Genomic DNA, 26,470 nt, shown 5'->3' on the forward strand with positions numbered 1-26,470 from the left:
CACGGATCTCGGGGCCGGGTGGCGGGGCCCGGGCTCAGTCGTCGATCGGCACCCGGTGGCCGCTCGCGATCGAGACCCGGTTGAACGCGTTGATCATCACGATCGACCACTCCAGCGCGGAGAGCTGGCCCTCGTCGAAGTGCTCGGCGGCGGCGGAGGTGGCCGCCTCGCGCTCGTCGACGCTGTCCAGGCGCGTGAGCGACTCCGCCAGGCGGAGAGCGGCCCGCTCGGGATCGCCGAACTCCTCGATGTCCCGCCACGCCGGGAGCAGGTCCAGTCGCTCCTGCGACACCCCCGCCTTGCGCGCGGCCGGGACGTGCGTGGCCAGGCAGGCCGCGCACCCGTTGAGCTGCGAGACACGGATGTTGACCAGCTCGAGCAGCGACTCCTCTAGCCCGGCCCCGGTGGAGGCCTCCCGGGAGGCGACCGCGGTGCGGACGAGCTGCTTGTAGACCTCACGCTGGGCACGGTCCAGCTGCGGGACGCCCATGATCAGACCTCCTCCCCGGCCTGTGCCCGCGCGGCCGGGTTCGCCCTCGGCCTGAGGACGCTGCCGGGAAGCGTGGGCGCGGGGAGGCGGGTGAGCCCGTCGGGGTTCCGCCCGATGTAGCCGTCGACCCGGCCGAAGCGGTCCGAGGCGTCCTCCCACTCCTGCCGGTAACGGGCGATCTCCTCGTGGCTGCGACCGATGAAGTTCCACCACATCACGATCTCCTCGCCGAACGGGGTGCCACCGATGAGGATCATGCGCGCCGGGGTGGATCCGGTGTTGTCGATCGTCAGGGTGGCCTCGCCGACACCTGTGTAGCCCAGCTGGGCGGGTTCGACGGTCACGCCCTCGAGGGTGATGTCGCCGGTGTCCACCAGGAGCCCGTGTTCGAACTCCGGGTCCACGTCGAGGGTGAGCCGGGCGCCGGGGTCCAGCCGGAGCTCCGCGCCCAGGAGCGGGGTGAAGGTCGTGACGGAGGACGACGAGCCCAGCAGCGACCCGATGAAGACCAGGGCGGATCCGCCCTCGTACTCCACCGTCTCGGGGACATGGTGCTCGAATCGGCGGCCGGTGCTCCCGCGGTCCCTCTCGGGCAGCGCGGTCCACAGCTGCACGCCGTGCAGGACTCCGGTGTCCTGGGTCGAGACCTCGGTGTGGCAGATACCCGCCCCGGAGGTCATGAGGTTGACCTCGCCGGGCCGGACCACCGCGTGGTTGTCCCCCGAGTCGTGATGGGTCACCGCGCCCTCGAAAAGCCAGCTGACGGTCTGGAGACCGGTGTGCGGATGCGAGGGCACGTCCATCCCGCCGGTGGCCGAGACGTCGTCCGGGCCGTAGTGGTCGACGAAGCACCAGGCCCCGATGAGGGAGCGCTGCCGCTGGGGCAGCGTCCGCCTGACCGTCATCGCACGCGGACCGCCCAGCGGGACGTCACGGCAGGTGATGATCTCCACCGCGGCGCCCCCGGGTTCGGGTCCACCGGGCGATCCGCCGGCCTCGCACTCGATCTCCTCCGGATGTGCGTCGAGGTTGCTCACGGCCGCACCTCCGCGTCGGCGGCGCTGAGGGTGTCGGCCGCCTCGCGCCGCATCTCGAGTCGTCTGTCGGCGATCTTGCCGCCCAGGGCCAGGGTGAGCGCCCTGTCCACGACCGGGACCGGCAGGTGGTCCAGGAGCCTGCGGCCGAGGTCCCACTTCACGGCGTAGCGGTGGCGGGGACGGGCTGTGGTGCCGGCGGTCCACACGGCCTCCGCGAGGACGCGGGGATCGGCCGCCTTGTCGTCCTCCCCCGCCGCCATCTCGCCCATCACGGCGGCCATGGCGGCGAAGGGGGAACCCGGGAGCGTGGACTCCTGGAAGCGGCGCCGGATCGAGGCGGTCATCCCCGTGCGGAACGGGCCCGGTTGGATGAGCACCACGTCCAGGCCGAGGAACATGAGTTCGCGCCGGAGCGAGTCACCGTAGGCCTCGATCGCGTGCTTGCTCATGGCGTAGGCGCCGTTCATCGGCATCGCGTGTTGGGGCCCGGTCTCCGAGCTGATGAGGACCACGCGTCCGCTACTGGCGCGGAGCAGGTCGAACATCGCGTGGACCGTCCGGACGGTCCCCATGACGTTCACGTCCAGCACCTGCTGGACCCGGTCGGGGTCGGTCTCGGCGAGCGGTCCGATCCCCAGGATCCCGGCGAAGGTGATCAGCGCGTCGAGACGGCCGTGGTCCGCGCGGACCCGGTCGGCGAGCGCCTCGAGTGACACGGTGTCGGTCACGTCGACCGCCGCGGGCGTGATCCCGACGCCGCCCGGTGGTGCGCTGAGGTCGGCGGCGACCACGTGCCACCCGCGGGCGGCGTAGAGCGCGGCCGTGGCGGCACCGAGGCCGCCCCCGGCTCCGGTGATGACGACGACGGGGGTGCCGGAGGCGGTGGCGGAGGTCATACCGCCGACGGTACCGGCGCGGCGGGGCCGCCGTGAGGGGCTCGGGCGCGGGAACCGGCGAATCGGACCCCGCCTTGCGTCAGGCGCCGACGTGCAGTCCGAGTTTGCCGGCCAAACGGTCGATGTAGGCCAGTACCTCCTCCTCGGACCTGTCCGGTGTGCCGTAGACCAGCTCGTGCACCCCCAACTCCCGGTACATCTCGATCTTCTCGGGGACCGGCTTGCCGTCGAGCACCACGATGTACGGCTCCCCCTCCCGGCCGGCCTCCGCCCACAACTCCCGCAACTGCCGGACGCTCCCCGCGATGTCCTGGGAGATGGGAGTGCTCATCCACCCGTCGGCACTGCGGCAGATCCATTTGAAGTTCTTCTCGTTTCCCGCCGCACCGACGAGCGTGCGGGGTCCGCCGGACTGAACGGTCTTGGGCCAGGCCCAGCTGGGGCCGAAGTCCACGAACCGCCCGTGGTACTCGGCCTCCTCCCGACTCCACAGCTCGCGCATGGCCTCGAGGTACTCGCGCAGCATGGTACGGCGCAGCTTCGGCGGGACGTTGTGGTCGGCCATCTCGTCGAGGTTCCAGCCGTACCCCACCCCGAGTACCGTGCGGCCGCCCGAGAGGTGGTCGACCGAGGCGATGGTCTTGGCCAGGGTGATGGGGTCGCTCTCGACCGGGATCGCGACGGCCGTGCCGAGGCGGATCGTCGAGGTGACCGAGGAGACCGCGGCGAGCGTGACCCAGGGGTCGAGCGTGCGGCTGTAGCGCTCGTCGGGCAGCTCGGCCCCGCCGGTGCCCGGGTGCGCGGCCTCGCGCCGGATCGGGATGTGGGTGTGCTCGGGTACATAGAACGCCGAGAACCCCGCCTTCTCCGCGGCCACCGCGGCCACCGTCGGCCGGATCCCCCGATCACTCGTGAACAGGGTGAGTCCGAATTGCATGGGCGCTCCTCGTGCCGTCGGGGCCGCCGGCCGACACCTGACCAGACAGGTGTCCAGCGGCGGTTTCCGTCAGACTAGCGCACCGTGGCCGGGATCGGCGGGCACTCCTCGCCCGGGGTGCAGTCGGCCGGATCGCCCGGGGCGCTCTGCAACCGCTGCATGGTGTGGTCCGAGACGTAGCGGAAGATCTCGTTGCCCGGCGTGGTGCGCGACAGCGCATCCGCCGCGAGCAGCATGACCGCACCCGTCCACGTGCTCAGCTCCACCGGCCAGCGCTTGCCGTCCGCGAACACCAACCCGGTCCAGTAGGAGCCGTCGGTGTCCCGCAGGTGCTGCATGTTGGTGAACTGCTCGAGGGCCTGGTCGTGCCGACCCGCCGCCTCGAGGGCCAGCACGAGTTCGCACGTCTCGGCGCCGGTCACCCACGGCCGGTGGTCCACGCACCGGATCCCCAGCCCGTCGACGACGAACCGGTCCCACAGGGAGTCCAGCCGCTGCTGCGCCTGCTCCCCCACCATCACCCCGCCGAGGACGGGGTAGTACCAGTCCATGGAGAACTCGTCCTTGGGGGTGAACAGCTCGGGGTGCGCCCGCAGGGCGTGCCCGAGGGAGTCCGCGGCGGCGTCCCAGTCCGGGGCCGTCTCCCCGAGTTCCTCGGCGATCGCAACGCCACACCGTAGAGCGTGGTGGACACTCGAGCATCCGGTGATCAGGGCCTCCTCGCAGAAGCCCTCCTCCCCGGCGCCCCACCACATCTGACCCTCCGGGCCCTGAAATGTCAGGACCAGGTCCAGCGCCCTGCGCACCGTCGGCCACATGGACTCGAGGAATCCCGGCTTCCCGGTGACCAGGTGGTGGTGCCACACCCCGACCGCGACGTAGGCGCAGAAGTTGGAGTCCGTGTCCGCGTCGACGATGACCCCGTCCTGCCACCTCACCGGCCACGAGCCGTCGGCCCGCTGGGTGTCGAGGAGGAACCCGTACGCCTTCTCCGCGGCCTCCCACTGCCCGGCCACCGTCAGCCCCATGGCCGACTCCACGTGGTCCCACGGGTCGGTGTGCCCGCCCGTGAACCACGGGATCTCTCCGCTCGGACGCTGCACGGAGGCGATCCACTCACCGGTGGCCCGCGCCGCGTCGGCGTCGAGCACCCCCGGGACGCTGGGGACGGGACGGGACCGGTCTACTGCGGTGTTGGAGGTGAGCACTGACGATCAGGCCTCCGCGGGCTTGCGGAGGTAGAACACGATGGACTTGCCCATCACCGGGTTGAGCACCTTCTCGGCGGTCCTGGTGACCCAGGGCCCCTTCATCAGGTCCCACACCAGGAGCTTGTGATAGGCCCTGGGCAGCGGGTGGTCGTCGTTCTCCGTGCCCACCGCGCACTTGAGCCACCAGTAGGGGGCGTGCAGCGCGTGCGCGAAGCCGGTGCCGGTGACCTCCAGGCCCGCGGCGCGGAGCTTGTAGCCCAGCTCCTCGGCGGTGTAGATGCGGCAGTGGCCGCCGGGGTTCGAGTGGTAGGCGTCCGAGAGCTTCCAGCATAGCTTCTCCGGCCACTCGCGCGGCACGGTGACGGCGGCGACGCCACCCGGCTTGAGGATCCGCACGAGCTCGGCGATCGCCCTGGTGTCCTCCGGGACGTGCTCGAGCACCTCGGAGATGAGCACCAGGTCGAAGGTGCCGTCCTCGTAGGGCATGTCGAGCGCGTCCCCGGTCACGGCCTCCCCCTTGGAGGTGGGCAGGCCCTCACCCTCGGCCTCCATCGCGGCGAGCATCTCGGTCACCTGACGCATCTCGTCGGCGTTCTGATCGAAGGCGGTGACATCGGCCCCGCGGCGGTAGAGCTCGAAGGTGTGCCGGCCGAGGCCGGCTCCCACGTCGATGGCTCGCATGCCGGGGATGACCCCCAGACGATCGAAGTCGGCGGTCAGCATGCGGCGTCCTCCTGCTCACGGATGTCGTACTCCCCGGCCCCGGGGAGCACCTCGGGCACGTCGTCGGTGACGTGCTCGTCTATCTCTGCCTGGTCCGGCCCGATGACCGGACCGGCGGTGAGGTCCGGGAGCGTCTCGCCCCGGACCCTGGCTATCGCCGTCTCATAGACCTCGACGGTCCTGCGCGCCACGGCCGCCCAGCTGTAGCGCTCCATCACCCGCTGCCGTCCGCCCTGCGACAGGCGTCGTCGCTCGAGCGGGTCGGACAACAGCTCGCTGATCTGGCGGGCGAGGTCGTCGACGTCGCCGGGCTCGACGAGCCGGGCGGCCGTGTCGTCGGTGCCGACGACCTCCGGGAGCGCCCCCGCGCGGCTGGCGATCAACGCGCAGCCGCTGGACATGGCCTCGACCGCGGGCAGCGAGAAGCCCTCGTACATGCTCGGCACGACCGAGATCTCGGCGGTGCCCACGAGCTCGGCCAGCTCGTCGTCGTCGACGCCCGACACCAGGTCGACCGCGTCTCGCAACCCCAGGGAGTCCAGCAGCCTCGAGGCCTCCCCCTTGCGCTTGAGCTTGGAGACCAGCGTCAACCGCACCCCCGGGTGCTCCTGCCGGACCTTCGCCAGTGCGCGCAGCAACACCGGGACGCCCTTGAGCGGCTGGTCGGCGCTGGCCACACACACCAGGCGCCCGGACTCGCGGTCGCGTCGATCGTGGAACCGGTCGGTGTCCACCCCGAGCGGGATCGTCACGATCCGCTCCGGATCCACCCCGAAATCCGACGCGATGTCCTCGGCGGAGTTGCTGGAGACGGTGATGATCTCTTCCAGCTTCCGGGACACGCGGATCTGCATGCCGAGGAAACCGAACCAGCGCCAGGTGGTGAGCTTCTTGCGCAGCGGGGCCTCTTTCATGGCGAGGTCGCGATCCCGGGTGATGGGGTGGTGCACCGTGGCGACCACCGGGAACCCGGCCTCCTCGAGCGTCAGCAGGCCGCTGCCCAGGCACTGGTTGTCGTGCACCACGTCGAAGTCGGCGAGTCGCGGAGTGAGGGCCCGGGCCGCGCGGAGGCTGAAAGTGCGTGGCTCGGGGAAGCCGGCGGTCCACATGGTGACCACCTCGAGCAGGTCGATCCGGTCGCGGATCTCCCGGGGGTGCGGCGTGCGGAACGGATCGGCGTCGTTGTACAGGTCCAGACTCGGGACCCTGGTGAGCGACGGACCCGGGTCGAGCTCGGGGTACGGCTGACCGGAGAACACCTCCACGGTGTGACCCAGCGCAGCCAACTCGCGGCTGAGGTGTCGGACGTAGACGCCCTGCCCGCCACCGTGTGGCTTGCTCCTGTACGAGAGCAGTGCGATGCGCACGGCCAATGCCCCCTTCCGTCATCCGGCCCCGGTCCACCGCGAGGACCGCGGCGGCTCAGGGCACATCGAGCAAGTCTAGAACACGTTCGCGGCCAGCGACGACACGGCCGGGGCCGACGCACCGGACCCCCGGGCGCTCGGGGCGTCCGGGGGTCCGGTGGTGGTGCGTGCCGGCCGAATGGCCGCCGGTGGGGTCGGCTCAGTACCCCAGGTCGTCCAGGCGGACCGACGCGCCGGTGGCGTCGCCGAATCCGTCCTCGGGACCGTAGAACCCATCCCCGTAATCCGGGATGGAGTAGGCCGCCGCGCGGGCCTCCTCGGTGGGCTCGACCGTCGAGTTCCGGTACCGGTTGATGCCGGTACCCGCCGGGATGAGCTTACCGATGATGACGTTCTCCTTGAGGCCCACGAGCCTGTCCGAACGCCGGTTGATGGCGGCGTCCGTGAGCACGCGGGTGGTCTCCTGGAAGGAGGCCGCCGACAACCACGAGTCCGTGGCGAGCGAGGCCTTGGTGATACCCATGAGGACCGGTCGCGCCGAGGCCGGCGAGCCGCCCTCGGTGAGGACGCGACGGTTCTCCGCGGTGAGCTCGGCGCGCTCGACCAGGGCACCGGGCAGGAACTCGGTGCTGTTGGACTCGTTGATCGCGACGCGACGCATCATCTGGCGGACGATCACCTCGAGGTGCTTGTCGTGGATCGACACGCCCTGCGCGCGGTAGACCTTCTGCACCTCGTCGACGAGGAACTTCTGGACGCCGTTCGGGCCCAGGATGGCCAGAACCTCGTGCGGGTCGGCCGGCCCCTCGAGCAGCGGCTGCCCGCGGTCGAGGTGGTCGCCGTCGACGATCGGGCGGGAGGACCCGTCATCGAGGGTGATGTGCGCGAGTCCCTGACGCTTGGACAGCTTCTCGTACACGATCTCGTCCGCGCCGTTGTCCGGCACGATCGTGATGGTGTAGAAGCGCTCCTCCTCCTCGAGGCGGATGCGGCCCGCCTCCTCGGCGATCGGGGCCTTGCCCTTGGGTACCCGGGCCTCGAAGAGCTCCTGCACACGCGGCAGACCGCCGGTGATGTCGTCACCGACGCCACCCTGGTGGAACGTGCGCATGGTCAGCTGGGTGCCCGGCTCACCGATGGACTGGGCGGCGACGATGCCGACGGCCTCGCCGATGTCGACCAGCAGACCGGTCGCCATGGACCGGCCGTAGCAGGTGGCGCAGACGCCCGTGCCCGTGGTGCAGGTGAGGACCGAGCGGACCTTCACCTTCTCCACTCCGGCCGCGATGAGTGCCTCGATCGTCGGGTCGCCGAGGTCGGTGCCGGCGGCCACGATGACCGCTCCGGAGGCGTCGACCGCGTCCTCCGCGAGGGTGCGCGCGAACGTCGAGGTCTCGACGTGCTCGTCCCGCGAGAGGGCTCCGGTCTCGACCCCGTGCGCGTCCACCTCGCGGCGGGCGATGATCGTCTCGATGCCCTTGCTCGTCCCACAGTCCGTCTCGCGGACGATGACGTCCTGCGAGACGTCGACGAGACGACGCGTGAGGTAGCCCGAGTCGGCCGTGCGGAGCGCCGTGTCGGCCAGACCCTTGCGCGCACCGTGCGTGTTCATGAAGTACTCGAGCACGGTCAGGCCCTCGCGGAAGGAGGACTTGATGGGCTGCGGGATGAACTCGCCGTTCGGACGCGTCACCAGGCCCTTCATGCCCGCGAGCGAGCGGATCTGGGTCATGTTGCCCGCCGCGCCCGACTTGACGATCGTCGGGATGGGGTTGGAGTCCGGGTAGTTGGCCTCCATGGCCTGACCGATCTCGTCGGTGGCCTCCTGCCAGAGCTTGACCAGGTCGCTCTTGCGCTCCTCGTCGGTGATCTTGCCCAGGCCGAACTGCGACTCGAGGCGAGCCGCCTTGGCGTCGTACGAGGCGAGGATCTCCTTCTTGGCCGGCGGGACCAGCACGTCGGACATGGCGATGGTGACACCCGAGCGGGTGGCCCAGTAGAAACCGGTGTCCTTGAGCTTGTCCACCGTCTGCGCCACGACGATCATCGGGTAGCGCTCGGCCAGGTCGTTGATGATGACGGCCTGACGCTTCTTGGGCATCTGCTCGTTGACGAACGGGTAGTCCGCCGGGAGCAGTTCGTTGAACATCACGCGACCGAGGGTGGTCACGGTCAGCCACTCCTGGCCCTGCGTCCAGCCCTCGGGGAACTGCTCGGCCTCGACGTCGGTCGACGGACGCTGGTGCGTCAGTCGGACCTGGATCGGGGCGTGGATGTCCAGCACGCCGAGGTCGACGGCCATGATGGCCTCCGACGGCGTCGAGTACACGCCCACGGCGGGGGTGTCCTCGGAGGCCGGGACGTACGAGCCGGTCGCACCCTCGTCCAGACGGGTGAGGTAGTACAGGCCGGTCACCATGTCCAGACGCGGCATGGCGAGCGGACGACCCGACGCCGGCGACAGGATGTTGTTCGAGGCGAGCATGAGGATGCGCGCCTCGGCCTGCGCCTCCGCGGACAGCGGGAGGTGCACGGCCATCTGGTCACCGTCGAAGTCGGCGTTGAAGGCCTCACACACGAGCGGGTGCAGCTGGATGGCCTTGCCCTCGACGAGCTGCGGCTCGAACGCCTGGATGCCGAGGCGGTGCAGCGTGGGCGCACGGTTGAGCATCACCGGGTGTTCGGCGATGACCTCTTCGAGCACGTCCCACACCTGGTCGCGCTGACGCTCGACCATGCGCTTGGCGGACTTGATGTTCTGCGCGTGGTTGAGGTCCACCAGACGCTTCATGACGAAGGGCTTGAACAGCTCGAGCGCCATCAGCTTGGGCAGACCACACTGGTGCAGCTGCAGCTGTGGGCCCACGACGATCACGGAACGACCGGAGTAGTCGACGCGCTTGCCGAGCAGGTTCTGACGGAACCGGCCCTGCTTGCCCTTGAGCAGATCCGAGAGCGACTTGAGCGGGCGGTTGCCCGGGCCCGTGACGGGCCGGCCACGCCGGCCGTTGTCGAACAGCGCGTCGACGGACTCCTGCAGCATCCGCTTCTCGTTGTTGACGATGATCTCGGGGGCGCCGAGATCCATCAGCCGCTTGAGGCGGTTGTTGCGGTTGATCACCCGACGGTAGAGGTCGTTGAGGTCCGAGGTGGCGAAGCGGCCACCGTCGAGCTGGACCATCGGACGCAGCTCCGGTGGGATCACCGGGACGGCCCCGAGGACCATCGCGGCCGGGTGGTTGCCCGACTGCAGGAACGCGGAGACGACCTTGAGGCGCTTCAGGGCGCGGATCTTCTTCTGACCCTTGCCGTTGCGGATGATCTCCCGCAGCGACTCGGCCTCGGCGGCCAGGTCGAAGTTCAGCAGCAGCGCCTGGATCGCCTCGGCGCCCATGCCGCCCTCGAAGTACTCGCCGAAACGGTCCTCGAGCTCGCGGTAGATGCCCTCGTCGACGATGATCTGGTTGACGTCGAGCTTGGTGAAGGTGGTCCAGATCTCGTCGAGACGGTCCAGCTCGCGCTGGGCCGACTCGCGGATCTTCTTCATCTCCTTCTCGCCGCCGTCCTTCACCTTGCGGCGCTGGTCGGCCTTGGCACCCTCGGCCTCGAGCTCGGCGAGATCGGCTTCGAGCTTCCGCGCGCGGGCCTCGATGTCGGAGTCCCGCTCGTCCTCGATGATCTTGCGCTCCTCGAGGACCTGGGCCTCGAGGGTGCTGAGCTCGTTGTGACGCAGCTCGGTGTCGACGCCGGTGATGACGTAGGCGGCGAAGTAGATGATCTTGTCGAGGTCCTTGGGCGCCAGGTCCAGCAGGTAACCCAGGCGCGACGGGACGCCCTTGAAGTACCAGATGTGGGTGACGGGCGCGGCCAGCTCGATGTGGCCCATGCGCTCGCGGCGGACCTTGGCACGGGTCACCTCGACGCCGCAGCGCTCACAGATGATCCCCTTGAAGCGCACGCGCTTGTACTTGCCGCAGTAGCACTCCCAGTCCCGCGTGGGGCCGAAGATCTTCTCGCAGAACAGGCCCTCCTTCTCCGGCTTGAGGGTGCGGTAGTTGATGGTCTCCGGCTTCTTGACCTCGCCGTAGGACCAGTTACGGATGTCCTCGGCCGTCGCGAGGCTGATGACCAGCTCGTCGAAGTAGTTGACGTCCTGCACGTAGGCGTCCTTTCCCGGGTGGGATGATGGCGGGCCCTCGCGGGGTGGGGCCGGGGGCCCGCCGTGGTGGAACTGAATTCTTCGGGTGCGGGGCGGGCGACAGGGCTGCCGCCCGCCCGCCTACTTACTGCGCCAGCTCGTCGGCCGCCGAGGACTCGTCGCGCGAGAGGTTGATCCCCAGGTTCGCGGCGGTGCGGTCGAGATCGTCGTCGTCGCCCTCACCCAGGGAGACAGCCTGGCCGTCGCTGGAGAGCACCTCCACGTTGAGGCACAGCGACTGCAGCTCCTTGAGAAGCACCTTGAAGGACTCCGGGATACCCGGCTCCGGGATGTTCTCGCCCTTGACGATCGCCTCGTAGACCTTCACGCGGCCCACGACGTCGTCGGACTTGATCGTCAGCAGCTCCTGCAGCGTGTACGCCGCGCCGTAGGCCTGCATCGCCCAGCACTCCATCTCACCGAATCGCTGGCCACCGAACTGGGCCTTACCGCCGAGCGGCTGCTGGGTGATCATCGAGTACGGACCCGTGGAGCGGGCGTGGATCTTGTCGTCCACCAGGTGGTGCAGCTTGAGGATGTACATGTACCCCACGGACACCGGGTACGGGAAGGGCTCACCCGACCGACCGTCGAAGAGGGTCGCCTTGCCGTCGGCCTGCACCATGCGCTCGCCGTCACGGTTCGGCAGGGTGCAGCCGAGCAGACCGGTGATCTCCGTGTCCGCCGCGCCGTCGAAGACGGGCGTGGCCGTGTTGGTGCCGGCCTCGACGCTGTGGATCTCCTCCGGCAGCTTGGTCGCCCAGTCGGGCAGGGAGCCGTCCGCCTCACGCGGGACCTCCCAGCCGGCCTTGGCCAGCCAGCCGAGGTGGGTCTCCATGATCTGACCGATGTTCATACGACGCGGGACGCCGTGCGTGTTGAGGATGATGTCCACCGGCGTGCCGTCGGGCATGAACGGCATGTCCTCGGCGGGGAGGATCTTGCCGATGACGCCCTTGTTGCCGTGTCGACCGGCGAGCTTGTCGCCGTCCTGGATCTTGCGCTTCTGCGCGACGTACACGCGCACCAGCTCGTTGACGCCGGGGGGCAGGTCGTCGTCGTCGTCCCGAGAGAAGACGCGGACGCCGATGACCTTGCCGGACTCACCGTGGGGCACCTTGAGCGAGGTGTCGCGCACCTCGCGCGCCTTCTCCCCGAAGATGGCGCGCAGCAGGCGCTCTTCCGGGGTCAGCTCGGTCTCACCCTTCGGGGTGACCTTGCCGACGAGGACGTCGCCGTCACGGACCTCGGCGCCGATGCGCACGATGCCGCGGTCGTCGAGGTCCGCCAGGACCTCGTCGGAGACGTTGGGGATGTCCCTGGTGATCTCCTCGGCGCCCAGCTTGGTGTCGCGGGCGTCGATCTCGTGCTCCTCGATGTGGATGGACGTGAGCACGTCCTCCTCCACCAGGCGCTGCGAGAGGATGATCGCGTCCTCGTAGTTGTGGCCCTCCCACGGCATGATCGCGACGAGCAGGTTCTTGCCCAGCGCCATCTCGCCGTTCTCGGTGCAGGGGCCGTCGGCCAGGACCTGGCCGACCTCGACGCGGTCACCCTCGTCGACGATCGGACGCTGGTTGGAGCAGGTGCCCTGGTTCGAGCGCGCGAACTTCGACAGGCGGTAGGTCTGACGCCCGCCGTCGTCGTCCATCACGGTGATGAAGTCGGCCGAGACCTCCTCCACCATGCCCGGGGCGGTGTTGACGACCACGTCGCCGGCGTCCACGGCCGCGCGCAGCTCCATGCCGGTGCCGACGAGCGGCGCCTCGGAACGCACGAGCGGCACGGACTGCCGCTGCATGTTCGCGCCCATCAGGGCACGGTTGGCGTCATCGTGCTCGAGGAACGGGATCATCGCGGTGGCCACGGAGACCATCTGTCGCGGCGAGACGTCCATGTAGTCGACATCGCCCGGCTCGACCATCTCGACATCACCGTGCTTCTTGCGCACGAGGATGCGGTCCTCGACGAAGCGGCCGTCGGCGTCGATCTCCGAGTTGGCCTGCGCGACGACGTAGCGGTCCTCCTCGTCGGCGGTGAGGTAGTCCACCTGATCGGTGACGACGCCCTCGTAGACGCGGCGGTACGGGGTCTCGATGAAACCGAACGGGTTGACCCGCGCGTACACCGAGAGCGAACCGATCAGACCGATGTTCGGACCCTCGGGGGTCTCGATCGGGCACATGCGGCCGTAGTGCGAGGCGTGCACGTCGCGGACCTCGAGCCCGGCGCGCTCACGCGACAGACCACCGGGGCCCAACGCGGACAGACGACGCTTGTGGGTCAGACCCGACAGCGGGTTGTTCTGGTCCATGAACTGCGACATCTGGGAGGTTCCGAAGAACTCCTTGAGCGCCGCCGTGATGGGCCGGATGTTGATCAGCGACTGCGGGGTGATCGCCTCGGAGTCCTGTGTGGTCATGCGCTCGCGGACGACACGCTCCATGCGGGACAGGCCGACGCGGACCTGGTTCTGGATGAGCTCGCCGACGGTACGCAGACGACGGTTGCCGAAGTGGTCGATGTCGTCGACCTCGACCGGCACCTCGCGGCCACCGGCCACCTGCATCGACTCCTCGCCCGCGTGGAGGCGCACGAGGTACTCGATGGTGGCGGCGATGTCCTCGCGGGTGAGCGTCGTGGTGGCGTCACCCTCGGGGTCGGGCAGACCGAGCTTGCGGTTGACCTTGTAACGACCGACGCGGGCCAGGTCGTAGCGCTTCTCCTTAAAGAACAGGTTCTCCAGGAGCGCCTCCGCGGACTCGCGGGTCGGCGGCTCGCCCGGGCGCAGCTTGCGGTAGATCTCGAGCAGGGCCTGGTCGGTGTCCTCGACCGTGTCCTTCTCGAGCGTGGACATCATGATCTCCGAGAAGCCGTAACGCTCCTTGATCTCGGTGGTCGTCCACCCGAGGGCCTTGAGCAGGACGGTGACCGACTGGCGACGCTTGCGGTCGATGCGGACGCCGACGGTGTCGCGCTTGTCGACGTCGAACTCGAGCCACGCGCCACGCGACGGGATGACCTTGACGGAGTGGACGTCCCTCTCCGTGGACTTGTCACGCGAGCGATCGAAGTACACGCCCGGCGACCGGACGAGCTGGGAGACGACGACCCGCTCGGTGCCGTTGATGATGAACGTGCCCTTGTCGGTCATCATGGGGAAATCACCCATGAAGACCGTCTGGGACTTGATCTCACCGGTCTCGGTGTTCTCGAACTCGGCCGTGACGAACAGGGGCGCCTCGTAGGTGCGATCCTTTTCGCGGCAGTCCTCGAGGGACGCCTTGACCTCTTCGAAGTAGGGCTCCGAGAACGAGAGCGACATTGATCCGGAGAAGTCCTCGATCGGGGAGATCTCCTTGAGGATGGACTCCAGGCCTCCCTCGAGGTTCGTGGTACCGCGCGAGGCGGCCCTCTCTTGCCACTCCTCCGAGCCGATGAACCACTCGAACGACTCCGTCTGGAGGTCGAGCAGCCCCGGGACCGGCAACGGCTCGGAGAGTTTCGCGAACGAAACCCTCCGGGGCGCACCGGGAACGGTGGAGACTGACGTGGTCTGGCGGGAGACTGCCAAGATGGGTCCTTCCAGCACCTCACGTGATCACCACGGGCGGTGACCACAGATGTATCTGCGAGCGGTCCGCCGACGGGTATCCGCCCAGGTCCGCCGCGATATCGAGGGCTCGGAAAGCACCCGGTGGAACCGGGAGTGAGCCGTCACGGACGGACGGGAGGGCAAATAGCAGCCAGCGCAACGACCTAATCTAGCGGAAGGCGGCGACAAAGTCCAGCCTTCAACGGAGTGTCCCCCGGAGGCTGGTCACGTGCGTGGTGCGGCGTCCGTCTCTGCGCTGGTTGCCCTCGTGGCTCTCGCCTCATCGGCCCCCGGTCGGGACGTCGCACCCGGACCGTGTCGCACTCAACCTCTACGGCACTCGCCCGATGCCCCTAAAGGGTGACGGGTGAAAGCACTTTCGTCAAGGATCTGGCACGGTCGGTTGCCGGATCGGTTCCCGACCAGTCCTCGTCAGGAGGGCAGATCCGGGATCCTCGACAGTTTCCACACGCCGTCGATCTTGTCCAGACCGACGAGATAGGTGCCGCTGGTACTTCCCGCAGCCGCGCCGTCCCTGGTCATCGACACATCCTGGACCAGCAACACCTCGGCCTTGTCGCCCTGCAGGTAGGCGAGACCGGCCTCGCGGACCTCTGCGTCGACGCTCGTCGCGGACTGCTCGTAGCTGTCACGCAACGCGGGCCAGTTCTCGTCGAGCTCGTTCACGAGTTCCGGGGTGAGGAACTCACCCAGGGAATCGTGGTACTCGTCGAGGGTCTCGTGGTCGATCGCCACGAGCCGCTGGACGTTGGTCGTCGCCGCCGAGAGGACCTCCTCGGTGGCCTCGCGGTCGACGAACGCCCGGTTGTCCACGTCGACCCCGGGTTCCGTCGCCAAGAACGTGCCGACGGCCCCGGCGACCAGCCCCACCGCTATGGCGGAGTACGCGATCGTGCGACCGCCGGGCCGACGGCCGGCATGCCGCTCCCCGCGATCCGTCCCGGTTCCGGTTCCGGTTCCGGTGCCGCCCTCGGGTCGGGTCTGACCGCCGTGTCCGGCCAGCCGCCTACGGGGCGCCGGAGTGACCGGCTTCTGTGTCCTCTTGATCGGTGGCATCAGCGACTGTCGTCCTTCGTCATCGTCCGGCGGAGGTGGTCGGCGCGGGGGTCGACTCCTCCTCGGTGGCCGGGTCGTCCTGTTCCTCCGGCCCGTTGAGCTCCTGCACGGACTGGCTGGACTCGCCCACCGGGACCGTCACGCCCACCTGGTTGACCGCGTCGGCCTTCCAGGTGTCGTCCTCTCGCGTCAGATCCACGCGCATCGCCTGCCGACCGGTGATGTCATCCTGGCCCTCCCGCTCGGAGTGGGCGGTGAACACCACCAGGACGGCCGCGTCGCCGGCCTCGAGGTCCAGGGTCTCCACGGCGGTGTGCGAGACCGTGGCCGTGGTGACCGCCTTCTGCTCCACCACGCGCGTCCGCACGTCGTCGGCATACTGCTCCTGCTCGGTGAGGAACTCACCGGTCGAGGCCTCTGCCAGCTGCTCGAGCGAGTCGTCGACGTTCCGGTGGTCGAAGCTGAACGCGTTGACGATCACCTGGGCGGCGACATCGGAGGCCGCCTCGCGCTCGGACGCCACCTCCTGTGCCGACCGCGCCTCGGCGTAACGCACCCCGAAGACCACCAGCGTCGCCAGGCCCGCCACGAGGATGATCGCCGCGAGGACCGCCAGCCATCTCGGTACGGTCCCCACCACCCCGGGGCGGCGCGCGCCCCCGTCCGTTCCCTGCGAACTCATGGCGGCGACACTACCGGACCCGCCGTCCGCCGAGTCGCCGCCCGGTTGCGCGGTCACCGGGGGATCAGCCCCTGCAGCACCGCGAGCTGCGTGGCGGCCACGGACAGGTTGGCCTTGTCGGGGTCGATCTTGGGCTTGGTGTCCCACGGCTGCGGCACGTCCGGGTGCGCATATTCCATCCGATCGGCACTGCGGACGCCGGTGGGGCTGCCGAACGGCACGGTGCACTGCGCATCGTAGTTGGGCGGGAAGTCCTGTTCCTGCCAGTCGAAGGACGGGTCCTGCGCCTCCATTTGCTCGATGATCTCCCACGTACCTTCGTACCCTTGGGTACACGGTGGGGGGTTATTCGTCTCGAGCGACAGACCGAAGTGGATGGTTCCATCTCCCGGAGCCACGGTCAATGCGCCGGCAGCCAGTGCCGGCAACAGCTGCAGGAGCACCTTGAACGACGGCGCCAGTGGATCGACCGTCTTCATGGTCGCCGACAGGTTCCGCACGGTTCCGGACAGCGGGTCGCCGGAGTTCTCCACCAGGTAGCGGGTCTCATCGGCGAACTCCGGTCCCGTGGTGATCAGCCGTTCCAGGTCGGAGTCCGAGTCGCGCAAGGCCTCGGTGACCGTCCTCAGATCCCGGGAGAAGCTGACGATCTCGCCGGACTGGTCGGCCTGCGTCTCCAGGACGGTCGCCCCGTCGCGGATCAGCGTCTGCAACTGCGGCATGGTGCGGATACCGGACTCGGAAATCCGGATGAGGGAGTCCGAGAGCCGCTCCAGCTGGGGCCCCCTGCCCTGGAAAGCCTTGCCGAGTTCGTCGACGGTCACCTCAAGGTCGTCCAGGGGGACCGATCGGGAAAGGTCGTCGACGGAGGCCAACAGGTTCTCGACGGGTACCGGCAGCGCTTCGCGGCCGGCGGAGACCGTGTCCCCGTCCTCGAGATACGGCGCCGAGTTGCTGTTGGGTCGCAGGTCCACGTATTGCTCTCCGATGGCGGAGCGGTTGGCGACCACGGCCTCGGTGTCCGCCGGGATGTCGGGGGCGCTCGAGTCGAGGTCGAGCTCGACGCGCACACCGTCGTCGGTGAGCGAGAGCTCCCCCACCCGTCCGATCGCCGTGCCGCGGTAGTTGACGGCCGCGTTGGTGAACACCCCGCCGGTCTCGGGCAGGTCCAGATAGACCTGGTACTGGCCGATCCCGAACAGCGAAGGCAGGCGCACGTAGTTGGCGCCAACGTAGGTGATCCCGACCGCCGCGATCACACAGAAGGCGATGAGCTGGTTCCTGAGTGTCTTGGTCATCGGTATCCTGGCTCCCCTGGTTCGGGCAGGTAGTTCTCGGAGAACTCCGAAATTCCTGGTGCGGGCTTGGGCACCACCGCCCGGTCCATGACCGGCGGGACCGGCAGGAGCGGCAACACGATGGTCGTCCGCCGGTCGGGGCCGTTGTCGCCGACCCAGGGGTTCTGCGGGTCCACGACGTAGGGCCCGCTCGTGGTGGTCGGACGGAGAACCACCGGTTCGCCCTGGTTAGCCCCCAGATTCCGGAGCGTCTCAGAGATCGTCGCGTCCACGGAAAGGAACAGATTGGCCGCACCGCCGACGGTCGCCGGGATAGACGAGTCCGGGAAGGGGAGGGTGGGGACGAAACCGAGCAGTTCGATGAGTTCTGGAGTGGTCTCGCCGAGGTACTGCAGGACCGGGCGCAGCGCCCGCAGGTCGGCGATGAGGTCCTCCCTACTGGTGAGCAGGATGTCCGAGCCGACCTGGCCCAGCGCGTCGACCCGGCGCAGCATCTCCACGAACTGCGAGCGCTGCTCCTCGAGCACCGCCACCCCGGCGGGCAGCTGGTCGAGCGCCGCCTCGATCTGCTGGCGCTGGTCGTTGGCCCGCGACGTCATGAGGTTCACGCCCTCGAGGGCTTCCGTGATGCTGTCGCGCTGCCGGTTGAGCCCCCCGATGAGTTCGTCCGCCGATCGCAGGGTCCGGGTGAGATCCTCTTCGCGGCCGTCGGTGGCCTTGCGCAGTTCGGCCACGATCGGCTGCAGCTGGTCCACGCCGCCGCCGTTGAGCAACAGCGACAGCGCGCCGAGAACCTGCTCGATGTCGGTGGCCGTGCGGGTGTCCGAGGTGGCGATGACGTCACCGCTGGACAGCTCTCCGGTGGGCGGCTCGTCCTCCGGCGGGCTGAGCTGCACGAACTTCTCGCCAAGGAGATTGGTCTGCTGGATCGAGGCCTCGACGTTGGCGGGCAGCCCCATGTCGCCGCGGACGACGATGTCCACCTCTGCAGTCCACCCGTCCTCCGCCAGCGAGATACCGGACACGCGGCCGGCGTCCAGACCATTGACCTTGACCGAAGACTGCAGGACCAGATCCAACACATCGTCGAAGCGGACGGCCACGTGCATGGGGTTCTCCCCCAGGTCCGCGCCACCCGGCAGGGTGTAGTCCTCCAGATTCATCGAGCACCCCGCCGCGAGCGCGGCCACGAGCGCGCTGGCACCGACCGCGCGGGCGGTGCGACCGAGTACGGGCATGGTCGGCCTGATCATCCCCGGCCCCCTTCCGAGGCGGGCGTCATCGGCCACCCGCGATTGCCCTGGACCGTCCCGGGAACCGGGATGGACTGATTCATCTCGCCCGCGAGGATGCCCAACGGCAGGTCCGGGTTGGACGCGCGTAGATCGGCGTTGCGCTGTGGCGCGAGAGCCTCGCAGGCCTCGATATCCGCGCGCCGGATGTTGTCGAGCTCGGCCAGCATCTGGTCCCCGGGATTGAGGCGGCCGAGCCTCATGAGCTGGCACAGGACGCCGGCCGGGTCCTGCAACTCCGGGATGTTGAGACGCAAGGACACCGTCCCAGACTCGGAATCGTAGGCGCCGACGAGGTTGGTCAGACCCAGCGGAGCCAACTTAAGGATCTCCTCGATGTCGTCCCTCTGGTCGGCGGTGATCTGACTGAGCCTCACCAAGCGGTCCGCATTGCTGCGGATCACGTCCTGGTTGTCCCGCACGAGGCGCGCGACATCCGCGAGCGCATAGCTCAGTTCGGCCAGGGCCCCCTGGAGGTCCTCGCGCTGACCGGCGACGGTCTGGTTGAAGCTCGACATCTGGGAGTTGAACTGCCTCACCTGGGCGTCGTTCTGCGCGAGCATCGTGACGAACGACTGGAGATTGACCACGGTCTCGCTGATGTCCTGACTCGAGTCCGCCAACGTCGTCGCGGCCTGCGACAACTCGTCGATCGACCGCCCGAGTGCGGCACCATTGCCTCCGAGCGTATCCGCGGACGCGGTGACGAACCGGTCGAGCGCGCCGTCCTTGTTGGCGCCCTCCGGACCGAGAGCATCGGTCAGGCCCTCCACCGAGGCGTAGAGCTCGTCCACCTCGACCGGTGTCGCCGTCCGCTCGAGGGGGATGTGCGCTCCCGATTCCATCTTGGGGCCACCCGAGTAGGCGGGCAGTAGTTGGACGTTGCGGTCCGGGACGACCGAGGGCGTCACCTGGATCGCCTTGGCGTCCGCCGGGACGTCCACGCCCCGGCGGACGTGGAGCTCGACCTCGACGGTCTCCCCCATGGGGGTCACCTTGTCGACGGAACCCACCGTCACCCCCAGGATCCGGACATCGGAGCCCTCGGATATTCCGACGGCTGTCGAAAAGGTGGCGGTGATGGTAGTGCGTCCGAGGCTGGTGACGGCGAGGTAGCCCACGGTCACGGCGGCCACGACGACGACGAGCAACAGCCCGACGAGCGGGTACGGCAGCTTCTTGCGCATCAGTTGATCCCACTCTGTCTTGCGGGCGCGCGGGCGCCGGGATAGAAGGGCGGTTCGGGGATACCCGGCGGGAGGAGGTTGGTGATCACGCCATCGAACCATCTGCCCGTGCCCAGCATATTGGAGTACAGCCGATAGAAGGGCCCGAGGTTGTGGATGGACGCCCTCAGCTCTTCCTCGTGGTCGGTCAGCACGGCCAGGGCGGAGTCGAGACTATCCAGGGTCGGCTTGAACTCGGCCTCGTTCTCCGCGACGAACCGGCGGAGCTCGATCGACAGTCCGCGCGTGGAGGCCAACACCAGCTTGAGGCTCTCGGCGCGCTCGTTGAGTTCACCTAGCAGCTGTCCGGTGCCGATGATCAGGCGCCGGAAGTCGTCATTGCGGTCGGCCACGATCTGAGAGCTCGTGCGCGTCGCCTCGAGTAGCCTCCGCAATTCAGCGTCCCGGCTGGAGACGGTCTGCGACAGACGCGCCATACCGTCGACCGCGCCCCGGAACTCCTCGGGCGACGCCTGCATGGTGTCGGTGAGCGTGACCAGGCTCTCGGCCAGTTTGGCGTCATCGATCTCGCCGAGCGTCTCGGCGGCGGAGGAGAATGCTGTGACCACGTCGTACGGAGCCACCGTGCGCTCGAGCGGGATCGGCTCCGCCGTTTCGAGTTCCCCGGTTCCCGCCGGCGTGAGCGCGAGGTACTTCTGGCCGAGCACGGTCTTGAGCTGGATGCTCGCCCGGGTGTCGTCCCCCAGCCAGGCGTCCTTTGCCCGGAAGCCCACGGCCACCTTGTCGCCTTCGAGCGCCACGTCGGTCACGACGCCCACCTTGACGCCGGCCACGCGGACCTCGCTGCCACCCGCCAGCCCGGCGGCCTCGGAGAAGTAGGCCGTGTATTTGGGCCCCGCCCCCACGATCGGTAGCGCGTCGAGCCTGAACGACACGGCGGTGAGGGCGAGGATCACCAGGACCCCGATCGCTCCGACGGTGGCGTTACTGAACCGGGGCTCACCCGGCCTGCGCTTGCTCATGGGATTCCCCCTGCGTGGCACCGAGGCGCGACGTTCGTGTACACCGGATGATTGATCGTGGGGCCACCGCTCGGAAGCAGGTTGGGCACGTCGGTGCCCGGGCCGTGCACCACGTCGACGCCACAGAGATAGAACTGGAACCAGGACCCGAACGAACCCATCCTGATGAGGCCGTCGGTCTTGCGCGGCAGATTGATGAGAACCTCGCTGAGCTTGTCGCGGTTAGCCGTGAGGTCGTCGGTGACCAACTTGAGGTGGTCGAGCGACTCGGTGACGGCGGGCCGCGTGGCAGTGACGATGTTCTCCGCTGACGAAGTCAGGTCCGCCATCGAGTCGAGCGAACTACCGATCGCGTCCCGCTCGTCGGCGAGTCCCTCGACGAGTTGCCTGGTGGTCACGACGAGCTGTTGGAACTGCACGTCCCGCTCGTTGATCGTCTCGAGGACCCGGGTGAGGTTGTCGATGACCTCGCCGATCACCTGATCCCGATCGGCCAGGTGGTTGGTCAGCTCACCGGTCTGGCGGACCAGGCTCGTCACCGTTCCGCCCTCCCCCTGCAATACCCGAACCAGCGAGTCCGCGAGCGCGTTGACGTCCTCCGGCTGCAGGGTCGTGAAGAGCGGCCGGAAGCCGTTGAACAGCGCCGTGAGATCGACCGCGGGCGAGGTGTTCTCGATACCGATCGTGGTCCCTTCCTGCAGGGTCGATTGGACCGGCCCGGGTTCCCGCGAGATGTTCATGTACCGCTGGCCGATCATGTTGCGGAACCGCAGCGCCAGGTGCACGTTGGCCGGCAGGGTGCGGTCGCCGGCCAGCGTGAAGTCCACCTTCGCCCGGTCGCGGTCGTGGATCTCCATCCCGGTGATCTGGCCCACCACGACGCCGGCTATCCGGACGTCGTCGCCCTCCTCCAGCATTGTCACGTCGGAGAAGATCGCAGAGTACCCCGTACCTTCCGCCCGGGTGCCGCCCCGGATGGTCACTGCGAGGACCGTGCTGAGCAGCGCGGTGACCACGATGAAGACCGCCAGCTTGACGAATGACCCCAGCAGGCCGCCACGGAACAGCGCCTTGAGTTTGGCGTTCATCGAAAACCCACCTCCGTTCCGCGCAGCGCTGGGGCGCCGATCCCGCCGATCCAGGCGGGGATCTCCTCCGCGTCGCGCGAGGAAGCGACCCCCAGCACGGTGCGGACGGTGTCGGTCTCCAGCGGAGAGCCGGCGTAGGCCATAGCCATCACATCGGCGCCCTGGCCCGCGGTCACGGTCGACGGGAACGGCATGTTGGGCTGCTCGGGCACCGCCTGGCCGGGAGCCGGGGGAACCGAGCCACGGCTACGGATGGCGGGAACCGGCCCGTCCTGGAGAAGCGGGTTGGGCAGGGTCGGTACGAACGCGGGCCCCGGGTTGCGGGTGGGGACCTGATAGCTCCCGTCGGCGACCGCCCCGCCAGGGGCCACCCCGAAGTTGAACGGCTCCTGCGCCGGGTCGTAACAGCGGGCACCGCGGGTGTCGAACAAACGCGGTTCGTCCTGGTTGGGTATGTAACGCCCCTTGGGACTGGCGACCTCGACCGTCACCCGGATGCCGGGGTGCTCGGTGCCCACGCCCAGGATGGCGTCAGACCGCTCCAGTGCGATCATGTAGAGCTCCACCGAGCACGGCAGTGCCGGCGAGTACTCGGCCAGGTACTCCAGGGTGGTGCGCGAATCCGCCGCCAGGGCGATGAGGTCGTTGCGGTTTGCGGCGAGGAAACCGGTGAGAACCTCGGACGACTCGCTGATGCGCCGCATGCCGTCGGCGATGTCGGGGCGGCGCTGGATCACCGTGTCCCCGGTGGTGCGCAGTGCGTCGAGGGCGTTGATGAGATCAGGCAGCGCCTCGGAATAGGTCTGGGAGAAGGTCGCCAGATCCTCCAGCCCGGCTTCCAGAGCGGGCAGCTCCTGGTTGATGCCGTCGAAGACCTGTCCGATCTCGACCAGGCTGGCGCCGATCTCGTCACCCTTCCCGGCGAGCGCCTGGTTCAGCGCTCCGAGCGTCCCGGCCAACTTCTGCGGCGGGACCGCCTCGAGAACGGGCAGTAGCCCGTCGAGGACGCGCCCCAACTCGAGAGCGTTGCCGCGGGTGTCCTGCTCGATGGTCGCTCCCGGTTCGAGCGTCCCCACGGGCTGATCGGGGAACCCCAGGTCGACGAACCGCTCACCGAACAACGTCTTGGGGAGCAGGCGGCCACTGACGTTGGCCGGCAGTTGTTCCATGAACGCCGGGTCGAACTCCATGTTGACCTGCACCCGGTCCCCGTCGGGTTCGACCCCGGAGACGCGGCCCACGAGGACACCGCGCGCCTTGACGTCCGCGTCGTTGGGGAGCGCGAAGGCCATGTCATCGGTGTACAGGGTGACGCTGTCCGAGTCGGTGAAGGCGCGGTTGTAGATCGCGATGGTGGTCCCGACGAACGCCAGGACGATAATGATGAAAAGGGCGGCCAGCAACCGCTTGGAGAGTACGGAGAGCTCGTTCATCCCGCCACCCGCACCGTCGTGGTCGTGCCCCAAAGTGCCAGTCCGACGAAGAAGTTCAGGATCGCCACCACGACGATCGTGGTGCGGACAGCGCGCCCCACCGCCACGCCGACGCCGGCCGGGCCCCCGGACGCGGTGTAGCCGTAGTAGCAGTGGATCATCACCAGCACGAAGGCGAAGATGATCACCTTGATGAAGGAGTAGATCACGTCTTCCGGAGGCAGGAACAGATGGAAGTAGTGGTCGAACGACCCTGTGGACTGTCCTTGAATCATGGTGTTGACTCCCCGCGTGGCGAGGTATGACGAGAGCAGACCCACGACGTAGAGCGGAATGACGGCGATGAACCCGGCGATGACCCGAGTGGTGACGAGGTACGGCACGCTCGGAATCGCCATGACCTCCAAGGCGTCGATCTCCTCGGAGATCCGCATGGCACCGAGCTGGGCGGTGAAACCGCAGCCGACGGTTGCGGACAGGGCGAGTGACGCCACGACGGGCGCGACCTCACGGGTGTTGACGTAGGCGGACAGGAAGCCGGTGAGGACCGAGCTGCCGATCTGGTCGAGGGCTGCGTACCCCTGCAGGCCGACGACGACCCCGGTGAACCCGCTCATCATGACGATGACGCCGATGGTTCCACCGAGCACCGCCAGGGTGCCGACGCCGAAGGTCACTTCCGCGATCAACCGCAGTACCTCTTTCCGGTAGTGCACGATCGTCTGCGGGATCCACCGAATCGCTCGCAGGTGGAACGCAAGCTGGTCTCCCAGGGAATCGAACGAGCTGATCGGGCCGCGGACGAGGGCTCTCAGCCGGGCCCTCGTGGGTCCGACATCAGTATGGATCGCCATTACGACCCCTTCGGGGGAACGATCTGCAGGTACATCGCCGTGAGGATGAGGTTGGCGAAGAACAGCAGGAGGAAAGTCAGGACGACGCCGAGGTTTACAGCGTCGCCGACCCCCTTCGGCCCGCCCTTGGGATTCATGCCGCAGTACGAGGCGACGACGCCGGCGATCAGTCCGAAGATCAGCGCTTTGATCGAGGACATGATGAAATCGGGCAACTGGGCGAGGGCCCCGAAGGACATCAGATAGGCACCCGGGGTGCCGCCCTGCAACATGATGTTGAACACGTAACCACCGGAGATCCCGACGATGGAGACGAGCCCGTTCAGGAGCACCGCGACGAGCATCATGCCGAGCACCCGGGGGACGACGAGTCGTTGGATGGGGTCGATCCCCAGGACGCGCATCGCGTCGAGTTCCTCGCGGATGGAGCGGGCGCCCAGATCAGCGGCCACCGCCGACCCGGCGGCGCCCGCGATAAGCAGCGAGGTCACCAGCGGCGCGCCCTGCTGCACGACGGCGAGGACGCCGGTCGCTCCCGTATAGGCCTCAGCCCCGAGCTGCTGGACCAGCGAGCCCGTCTGCATCGCCACGACCGCCCCGAAGGGGATCGCGACCAGTGCCGACGGCAGGATCGTCACGGACGCGATGAACCACGACTGCTCGATGAACTCTCGGAACTGGAACGGCCTCCTGAAGACCCCTCTGAACACCTCGAGGAACAGTCGGAAGACCGCACCGGCGCCGCCCACCGCAGTCCGGACACCTCCGCCGACATCTGCTGGCGACACACCGGCCTTCACCGCGGGTTGCTGGTTCACGCCCTCCGCCATGCCTTTCCTCCGATCTCTCCGGCGTCCTCGGACCCATTAGGACCCGTAGTGGTCGTCGACAGCCGCTGACTGCCGCCACCCGCAGCGCCCGTGGTGGCGTCGACCGGCGCCGACGCTGTGACCCTACTGTTACCGTGGCCGCGGGCCGCCCACTCCTCGCGGATGGCGGTCTGGGCGCCCTCGGGGAGGGTGTCCAGCATCTCGGCCACACGCTTCTCACGGCGGATCTCACCCCGGCGCTCGGGGCCGCCCGGGGTGGGCTGCATCTGTGGCGGGACACCCGTGACCTCGTCGGCTCCCGGGGACCCGTCGTTGTGGCCGGCGTCCGCCTGTGCCTGCTCCTCGCGCATCTGCGCGTCGTCCTTCTCCTCGGACATCCCGATCGGTCCCAGCTTGGAACCGCGCAGGAACTGGCGGACCGAGGGCTCCTCGCTCGTGAGCAGCACCTCGCGGGGACCGAACATCACGAGCTTCTTGCGGTAGAGCATGCCCAGGTTGTCCGGGACGGTCCGGGCGAGGTTGATGTTGTGCGTCACGATGAGGATGGTGGCGTCGATCTGCGCGTTGATGTCGATGAGCGACTGCGCCAGGTACGTGGTGCGGACCGGATCGAGCCCCGAGTCCGGCTCGTCCACCAGGATGATCTCCGGGTCCAGGACCAGCGCACGGGCCAGGCCGGCGCGTTTGCGCATCCCTCCGGAGATCTCGGCGGGGAGCTTGCCCTCGGCCCCTGTGAGGCCGGTGAGCTCGAGCTTCTCCATGACGATGCTACGGATCTCGGACTCGGACTTGCGGGTGTGCTCACGCAACGGGAACGCCACGTTGTCGTAGAGGTCCATGGAGCCGAACAGCGCCCCGTCCTGGAACAGGACGCCGAAGAGCTTGCGGATCTCGTAGAGCTCCTTGACGGTGCACTGGAGGATGTCCGTGCCGTCGATGATGATCTTGCCGCGCTCTGGACGGAGCAGGCCGATCAACGACTTGAGGAAAACCGACTTTCCTGTGCCCGACGGACCCAGGAGCGCGCTGACCTCTCCCACGGGAAGGGTGAACGAGACGTCCTCCCAGATCGCCTGCGTTCCGAAGGACTTGGTCAGACCTTCGACGGATACCTCTGCGCCCACGACACCACTCCTCACTGCAGCCATCATCTGTGGCCACGGTCACTATAAACTACCGCTCCGGAGGCATGCTTTGTTACATCCCGTGGAAAAGTGTTTCGTTTTCGCGGCCAGAGGGCAGGCGGGCGTGAG

At 68.3% G+C, this 26,470-nt stretch carries 20 protein-coding genes; all 20 read right to left on the reverse strand.

The genetic code is table 11. From position 1 onward, the window contains the following. Positions 1-34: 34 nt before the first annotated feature. Entirely contained in the window at positions 35-490 is a 456-nt protein-coding gene (locus tag CEY15_RS05510) for a carboxymuconolactone decarboxylase family protein (protein WP_095717627.1), read from the reverse strand. 2 nt (positions 491-492) lie between these two features. Continuing rightward, a complete protein-coding gene (locus tag CEY15_RS05515; RefSeq protein WP_095717628.1) occupies positions 493-1,527 on the reverse strand; it encodes a pirin family protein in 1,035 nt (344 codons plus the stop codon). Then, positions 1,524-2,423 carry an SDR family NAD(P)-dependent oxidoreductase gene (locus tag CEY15_RS05520; protein ID WP_095717629.1) on the reverse strand — a complete coding sequence of 300 codons (900 nt, stop codon included), beginning with the start codon at positions 2,421-2,423 and terminating at the stop codon, positions 1,524-1,526. The genes CEY15_RS05515 and CEY15_RS05520 overlap by 4 nt, the downstream gene beginning before the upstream one ends. Before the next feature lie 79 nt (positions 2,424-2,502). Then, entirely contained in the window at positions 2,503-3,360 is an 858-nt protein-coding gene (locus tag CEY15_RS05525; protein ID WP_095717630.1) for an LLM class F420-dependent oxidoreductase, read from the reverse strand. 74 nt (positions 3,361-3,434) lie between these two features. After that, positions 3,435-4,568 carry a prenyltransferase gene (locus tag CEY15_RS05530; RefSeq protein WP_095717631.1) on the reverse strand — a complete coding sequence of 378 codons (1,134 nt, stop codon included), beginning with the start codon at positions 4,566-4,568 and terminating at the stop codon, positions 3,435-3,437. A 6-nt stretch (positions 4,569-4,574) separates the two neighbouring features. Further along, the gene (locus CEY15_RS05535) at positions 4,575-5,294 is read right to left on the reverse strand and encodes a class I SAM-dependent methyltransferase (protein WP_095717632.1); all 720 of its coding nucleotides are present in this window, start codon (positions 5,292-5,294) and stop codon (positions 4,575-4,577) included. Then, positions 5,288-6,661, reverse strand: coding sequence for a glycosyltransferase family 4 protein (locus CEY15_RS05540; protein ID WP_095717633.1), 1,374 nt, complete (start codon positions 6,659-6,661; stop codon positions 5,288-5,290). The genes CEY15_RS05535 and CEY15_RS05540 overlap by 7 nt, the downstream gene beginning before the upstream one ends. A gap of 199 nt (positions 6,662-6,860) precedes the next feature. Further along, complete coding sequence (locus CEY15_RS05545) at positions 6,861-10,820, reverse strand: DNA-directed RNA polymerase subunit beta' (RefSeq protein ID WP_095717634.1); 3,960 nt, start codon at positions 10,818-10,820, stop codon at positions 6,861-6,863. A gap of 124 nt (positions 10,821-10,944) precedes the next feature. Next, on the reverse strand, positions 10,945-14,451 hold the full coding sequence (locus CEY15_RS05550; protein WP_067716798.1) for a DNA-directed RNA polymerase subunit beta: 3,507 nt from the start codon (positions 14,449-14,451) through the stop codon (positions 10,945-10,947). Positions 14,452-14,886: 435 nt separating this feature from the next. Next, positions 14,887-15,531 carry a hypothetical protein gene (locus CEY15_RS05555; RefSeq protein WP_067716801.1) on the reverse strand — a complete coding sequence of 215 codons (645 nt, stop codon included), beginning with the start codon at positions 15,529-15,531 and terminating at the stop codon, positions 14,887-14,889. Positions 15,532-15,550: 19 nt separating this feature from the next. After that, positions 15,551-16,213, reverse strand: a complete 663-nt coding sequence (locus CEY15_RS05560; protein WP_100086332.1) for a hypothetical protein — start codon at positions 16,211-16,213, stop codon at positions 15,551-15,553. A gap of 53 nt (positions 16,214-16,266) precedes the next feature. Further along, positions 16,267-17,511: an MCE family protein gene (locus CEY15_RS05565; protein WP_007631825.1), complete on the reverse strand. Its 1,245-nt coding sequence runs from the start codon at positions 17,509-17,511 to the stop codon at positions 16,267-16,269. Continuing rightward, positions 17,508-18,764, reverse strand: coding sequence for an MCE family protein (locus tag CEY15_RS05570; protein ID WP_007631823.1), 1,257 nt, complete (start codon positions 18,762-18,764; stop codon positions 17,508-17,510). Before CEY15_RS05570 ends, CEY15_RS05565 begins: the two co-directional genes overlap by 4 nt. After that, entirely contained in the window at positions 18,761-19,990 is a 1,230-nt protein-coding gene (locus tag CEY15_RS05575) for an MCE family protein (protein ID WP_095717635.1), read from the reverse strand. The genes CEY15_RS05570 and CEY15_RS05575 overlap by 4 nt, the downstream gene beginning before the upstream one ends. Further along, entirely contained in the window at positions 19,990-21,012 is a 1,023-nt protein-coding gene (locus tag CEY15_RS05580; protein ID WP_007631819.1) for an MCE family protein, read from the reverse strand. Before CEY15_RS05580 ends, CEY15_RS05575 begins: the two co-directional genes overlap by 1 nt. Beyond that, the gene (locus CEY15_RS05585) at positions 21,009-22,100 is read right to left on the reverse strand and encodes an MCE family protein (protein WP_007631817.1); all 1,092 of its coding nucleotides are present in this window, start codon (positions 22,098-22,100) and stop codon (positions 21,009-21,011) included. Before CEY15_RS05585 ends, CEY15_RS05580 begins: the two co-directional genes overlap by 4 nt. After that, positions 22,097-23,533 carry an MCE family protein gene (locus CEY15_RS05590; protein WP_007631816.1) on the reverse strand — a complete coding sequence of 479 codons (1,437 nt, stop codon included), beginning with the start codon at positions 23,531-23,533 and terminating at the stop codon, positions 22,097-22,099. The genes CEY15_RS05585 and CEY15_RS05590 overlap by 4 nt, the downstream gene beginning before the upstream one ends. Then, positions 23,530-24,387 carry an MlaE family ABC transporter permease gene (locus CEY15_RS05595; protein WP_095717636.1) on the reverse strand — a complete coding sequence of 286 codons (858 nt, stop codon included), beginning with the start codon at positions 24,385-24,387 and terminating at the stop codon, positions 23,530-23,532. Before CEY15_RS05595 ends, CEY15_RS05590 begins: the two co-directional genes overlap by 4 nt. Then, positions 24,387-25,217, reverse strand: a complete 831-nt coding sequence (locus CEY15_RS05600) for an MlaE family ABC transporter permease (protein WP_069389566.1) — start codon at positions 25,215-25,217, stop codon at positions 24,387-24,389. Before CEY15_RS05600 ends, CEY15_RS05595 begins: the two co-directional genes overlap by 1 nt. After that, positions 25,202-26,341: an ABC transporter ATP-binding protein gene (locus CEY15_RS05605; protein ID WP_069389567.1), complete on the reverse strand. Its 1,140-nt coding sequence runs from the start codon at positions 26,339-26,341 to the stop codon at positions 25,202-25,204. The genes CEY15_RS05600 and CEY15_RS05605 overlap by 16 nt, the downstream gene beginning before the upstream one ends. Positions 26,342-26,470: the final 129 nt, after the last annotated feature.

This window comes from Dietzia natronolimnaea (genome assembly GCF_002289575.1).
Taxonomy (GTDB): domain Bacteria; phylum Actinomycetota; class Actinomycetes; order Mycobacteriales; family Mycobacteriaceae; genus Dietzia; species Dietzia natronolimnaea_A.

Coding starts and splice junctions, on each gene's coding strand:
- CEY15_RS05575 (WP_095717635.1), bottom strand. CDS start 19,990: ATGCGCAAGAAGCTGCCGTACCCGCTCGTCGGGCTGTTGCTCGTCGTC.
- CEY15_RS05520 (WP_095717629.1), bottom strand. CDS start 2,423: ATGACCTCCGCCACCGCCTCCGGCACCCCCGTCGTCGTCATCACCGGA.
- CEY15_RS05510 (WP_095717627.1), bottom strand. CDS start 490: ATGGGCGTCCCGCAGCTGGACCGTGCCCAGCGTGAGGTCTACAAGCAG.
- CEY15_RS05590 (WP_007631816.1), bottom strand. CDS start 23,533: ATGAACGAGCTCTCCGTACTCTCCAAGCGGTTGCTGGCCGCCCTTTTC.
- CEY15_RS05600 (WP_069389566.1), bottom strand. CDS start 25,217: ATGGCGGAGGGCGTGAACCAGCAACCCGCGGTGAAGGCCGGTGTGTCG.
- CEY15_RS05560 (WP_100086332.1), bottom strand. CDS start 16,213: ATGAGTTCGCAGGGAACGGACGGGGGCGCGCGCCGCCCCGGGGTGGTG.
- CEY15_RS05535 (WP_095717632.1), bottom strand. CDS start 5,294: ATGCTGACCGCCGACTTCGATCGTCTGGGGGTCATCCCCGGCATGCGA.
- CEY15_RS05580 (WP_007631819.1), bottom strand. CDS start 21,012: ATGAGCAAGCGCAGGCCGGGTGAGCCCCGGTTCAGTAACGCCACCGTC.
- CEY15_RS05595 (WP_095717636.1), bottom strand. CDS start 24,387: ATGGCGATCCATACTGATGTCGGACCCACGAGGGCCCGGCTGAGAGCC.
- CEY15_RS05585 (WP_007631817.1), bottom strand. CDS start 22,100: ATGAACGCCAAACTCAAGGCGCTGTTCCGTGGCGGCCTGCTGGGGTCA.
- CEY15_RS05555 (WP_067716801.1), bottom strand. CDS start 15,531: ATGCCACCGATCAAGAGGACACAGAAGCCGGTCACTCCGGCGCCCCGT.
- CEY15_RS05565 (WP_007631825.1), bottom strand. CDS start 17,511: ATGACCAAGACACTCAGGAACCAGCTCATCGCCTTCTGTGTGATCGCG.
- CEY15_RS05570 (WP_007631823.1), bottom strand. CDS start 18,764: ATGATCAGGCCGACCATGCCCGTACTCGGTCGCACCGCCCGCGCGGTC.
- CEY15_RS05525 (WP_095717630.1), bottom strand. CDS start 3,360: ATGCAATTCGGACTCACCCTGTTCACGAGTGATCGGGGGATCCGGCCG.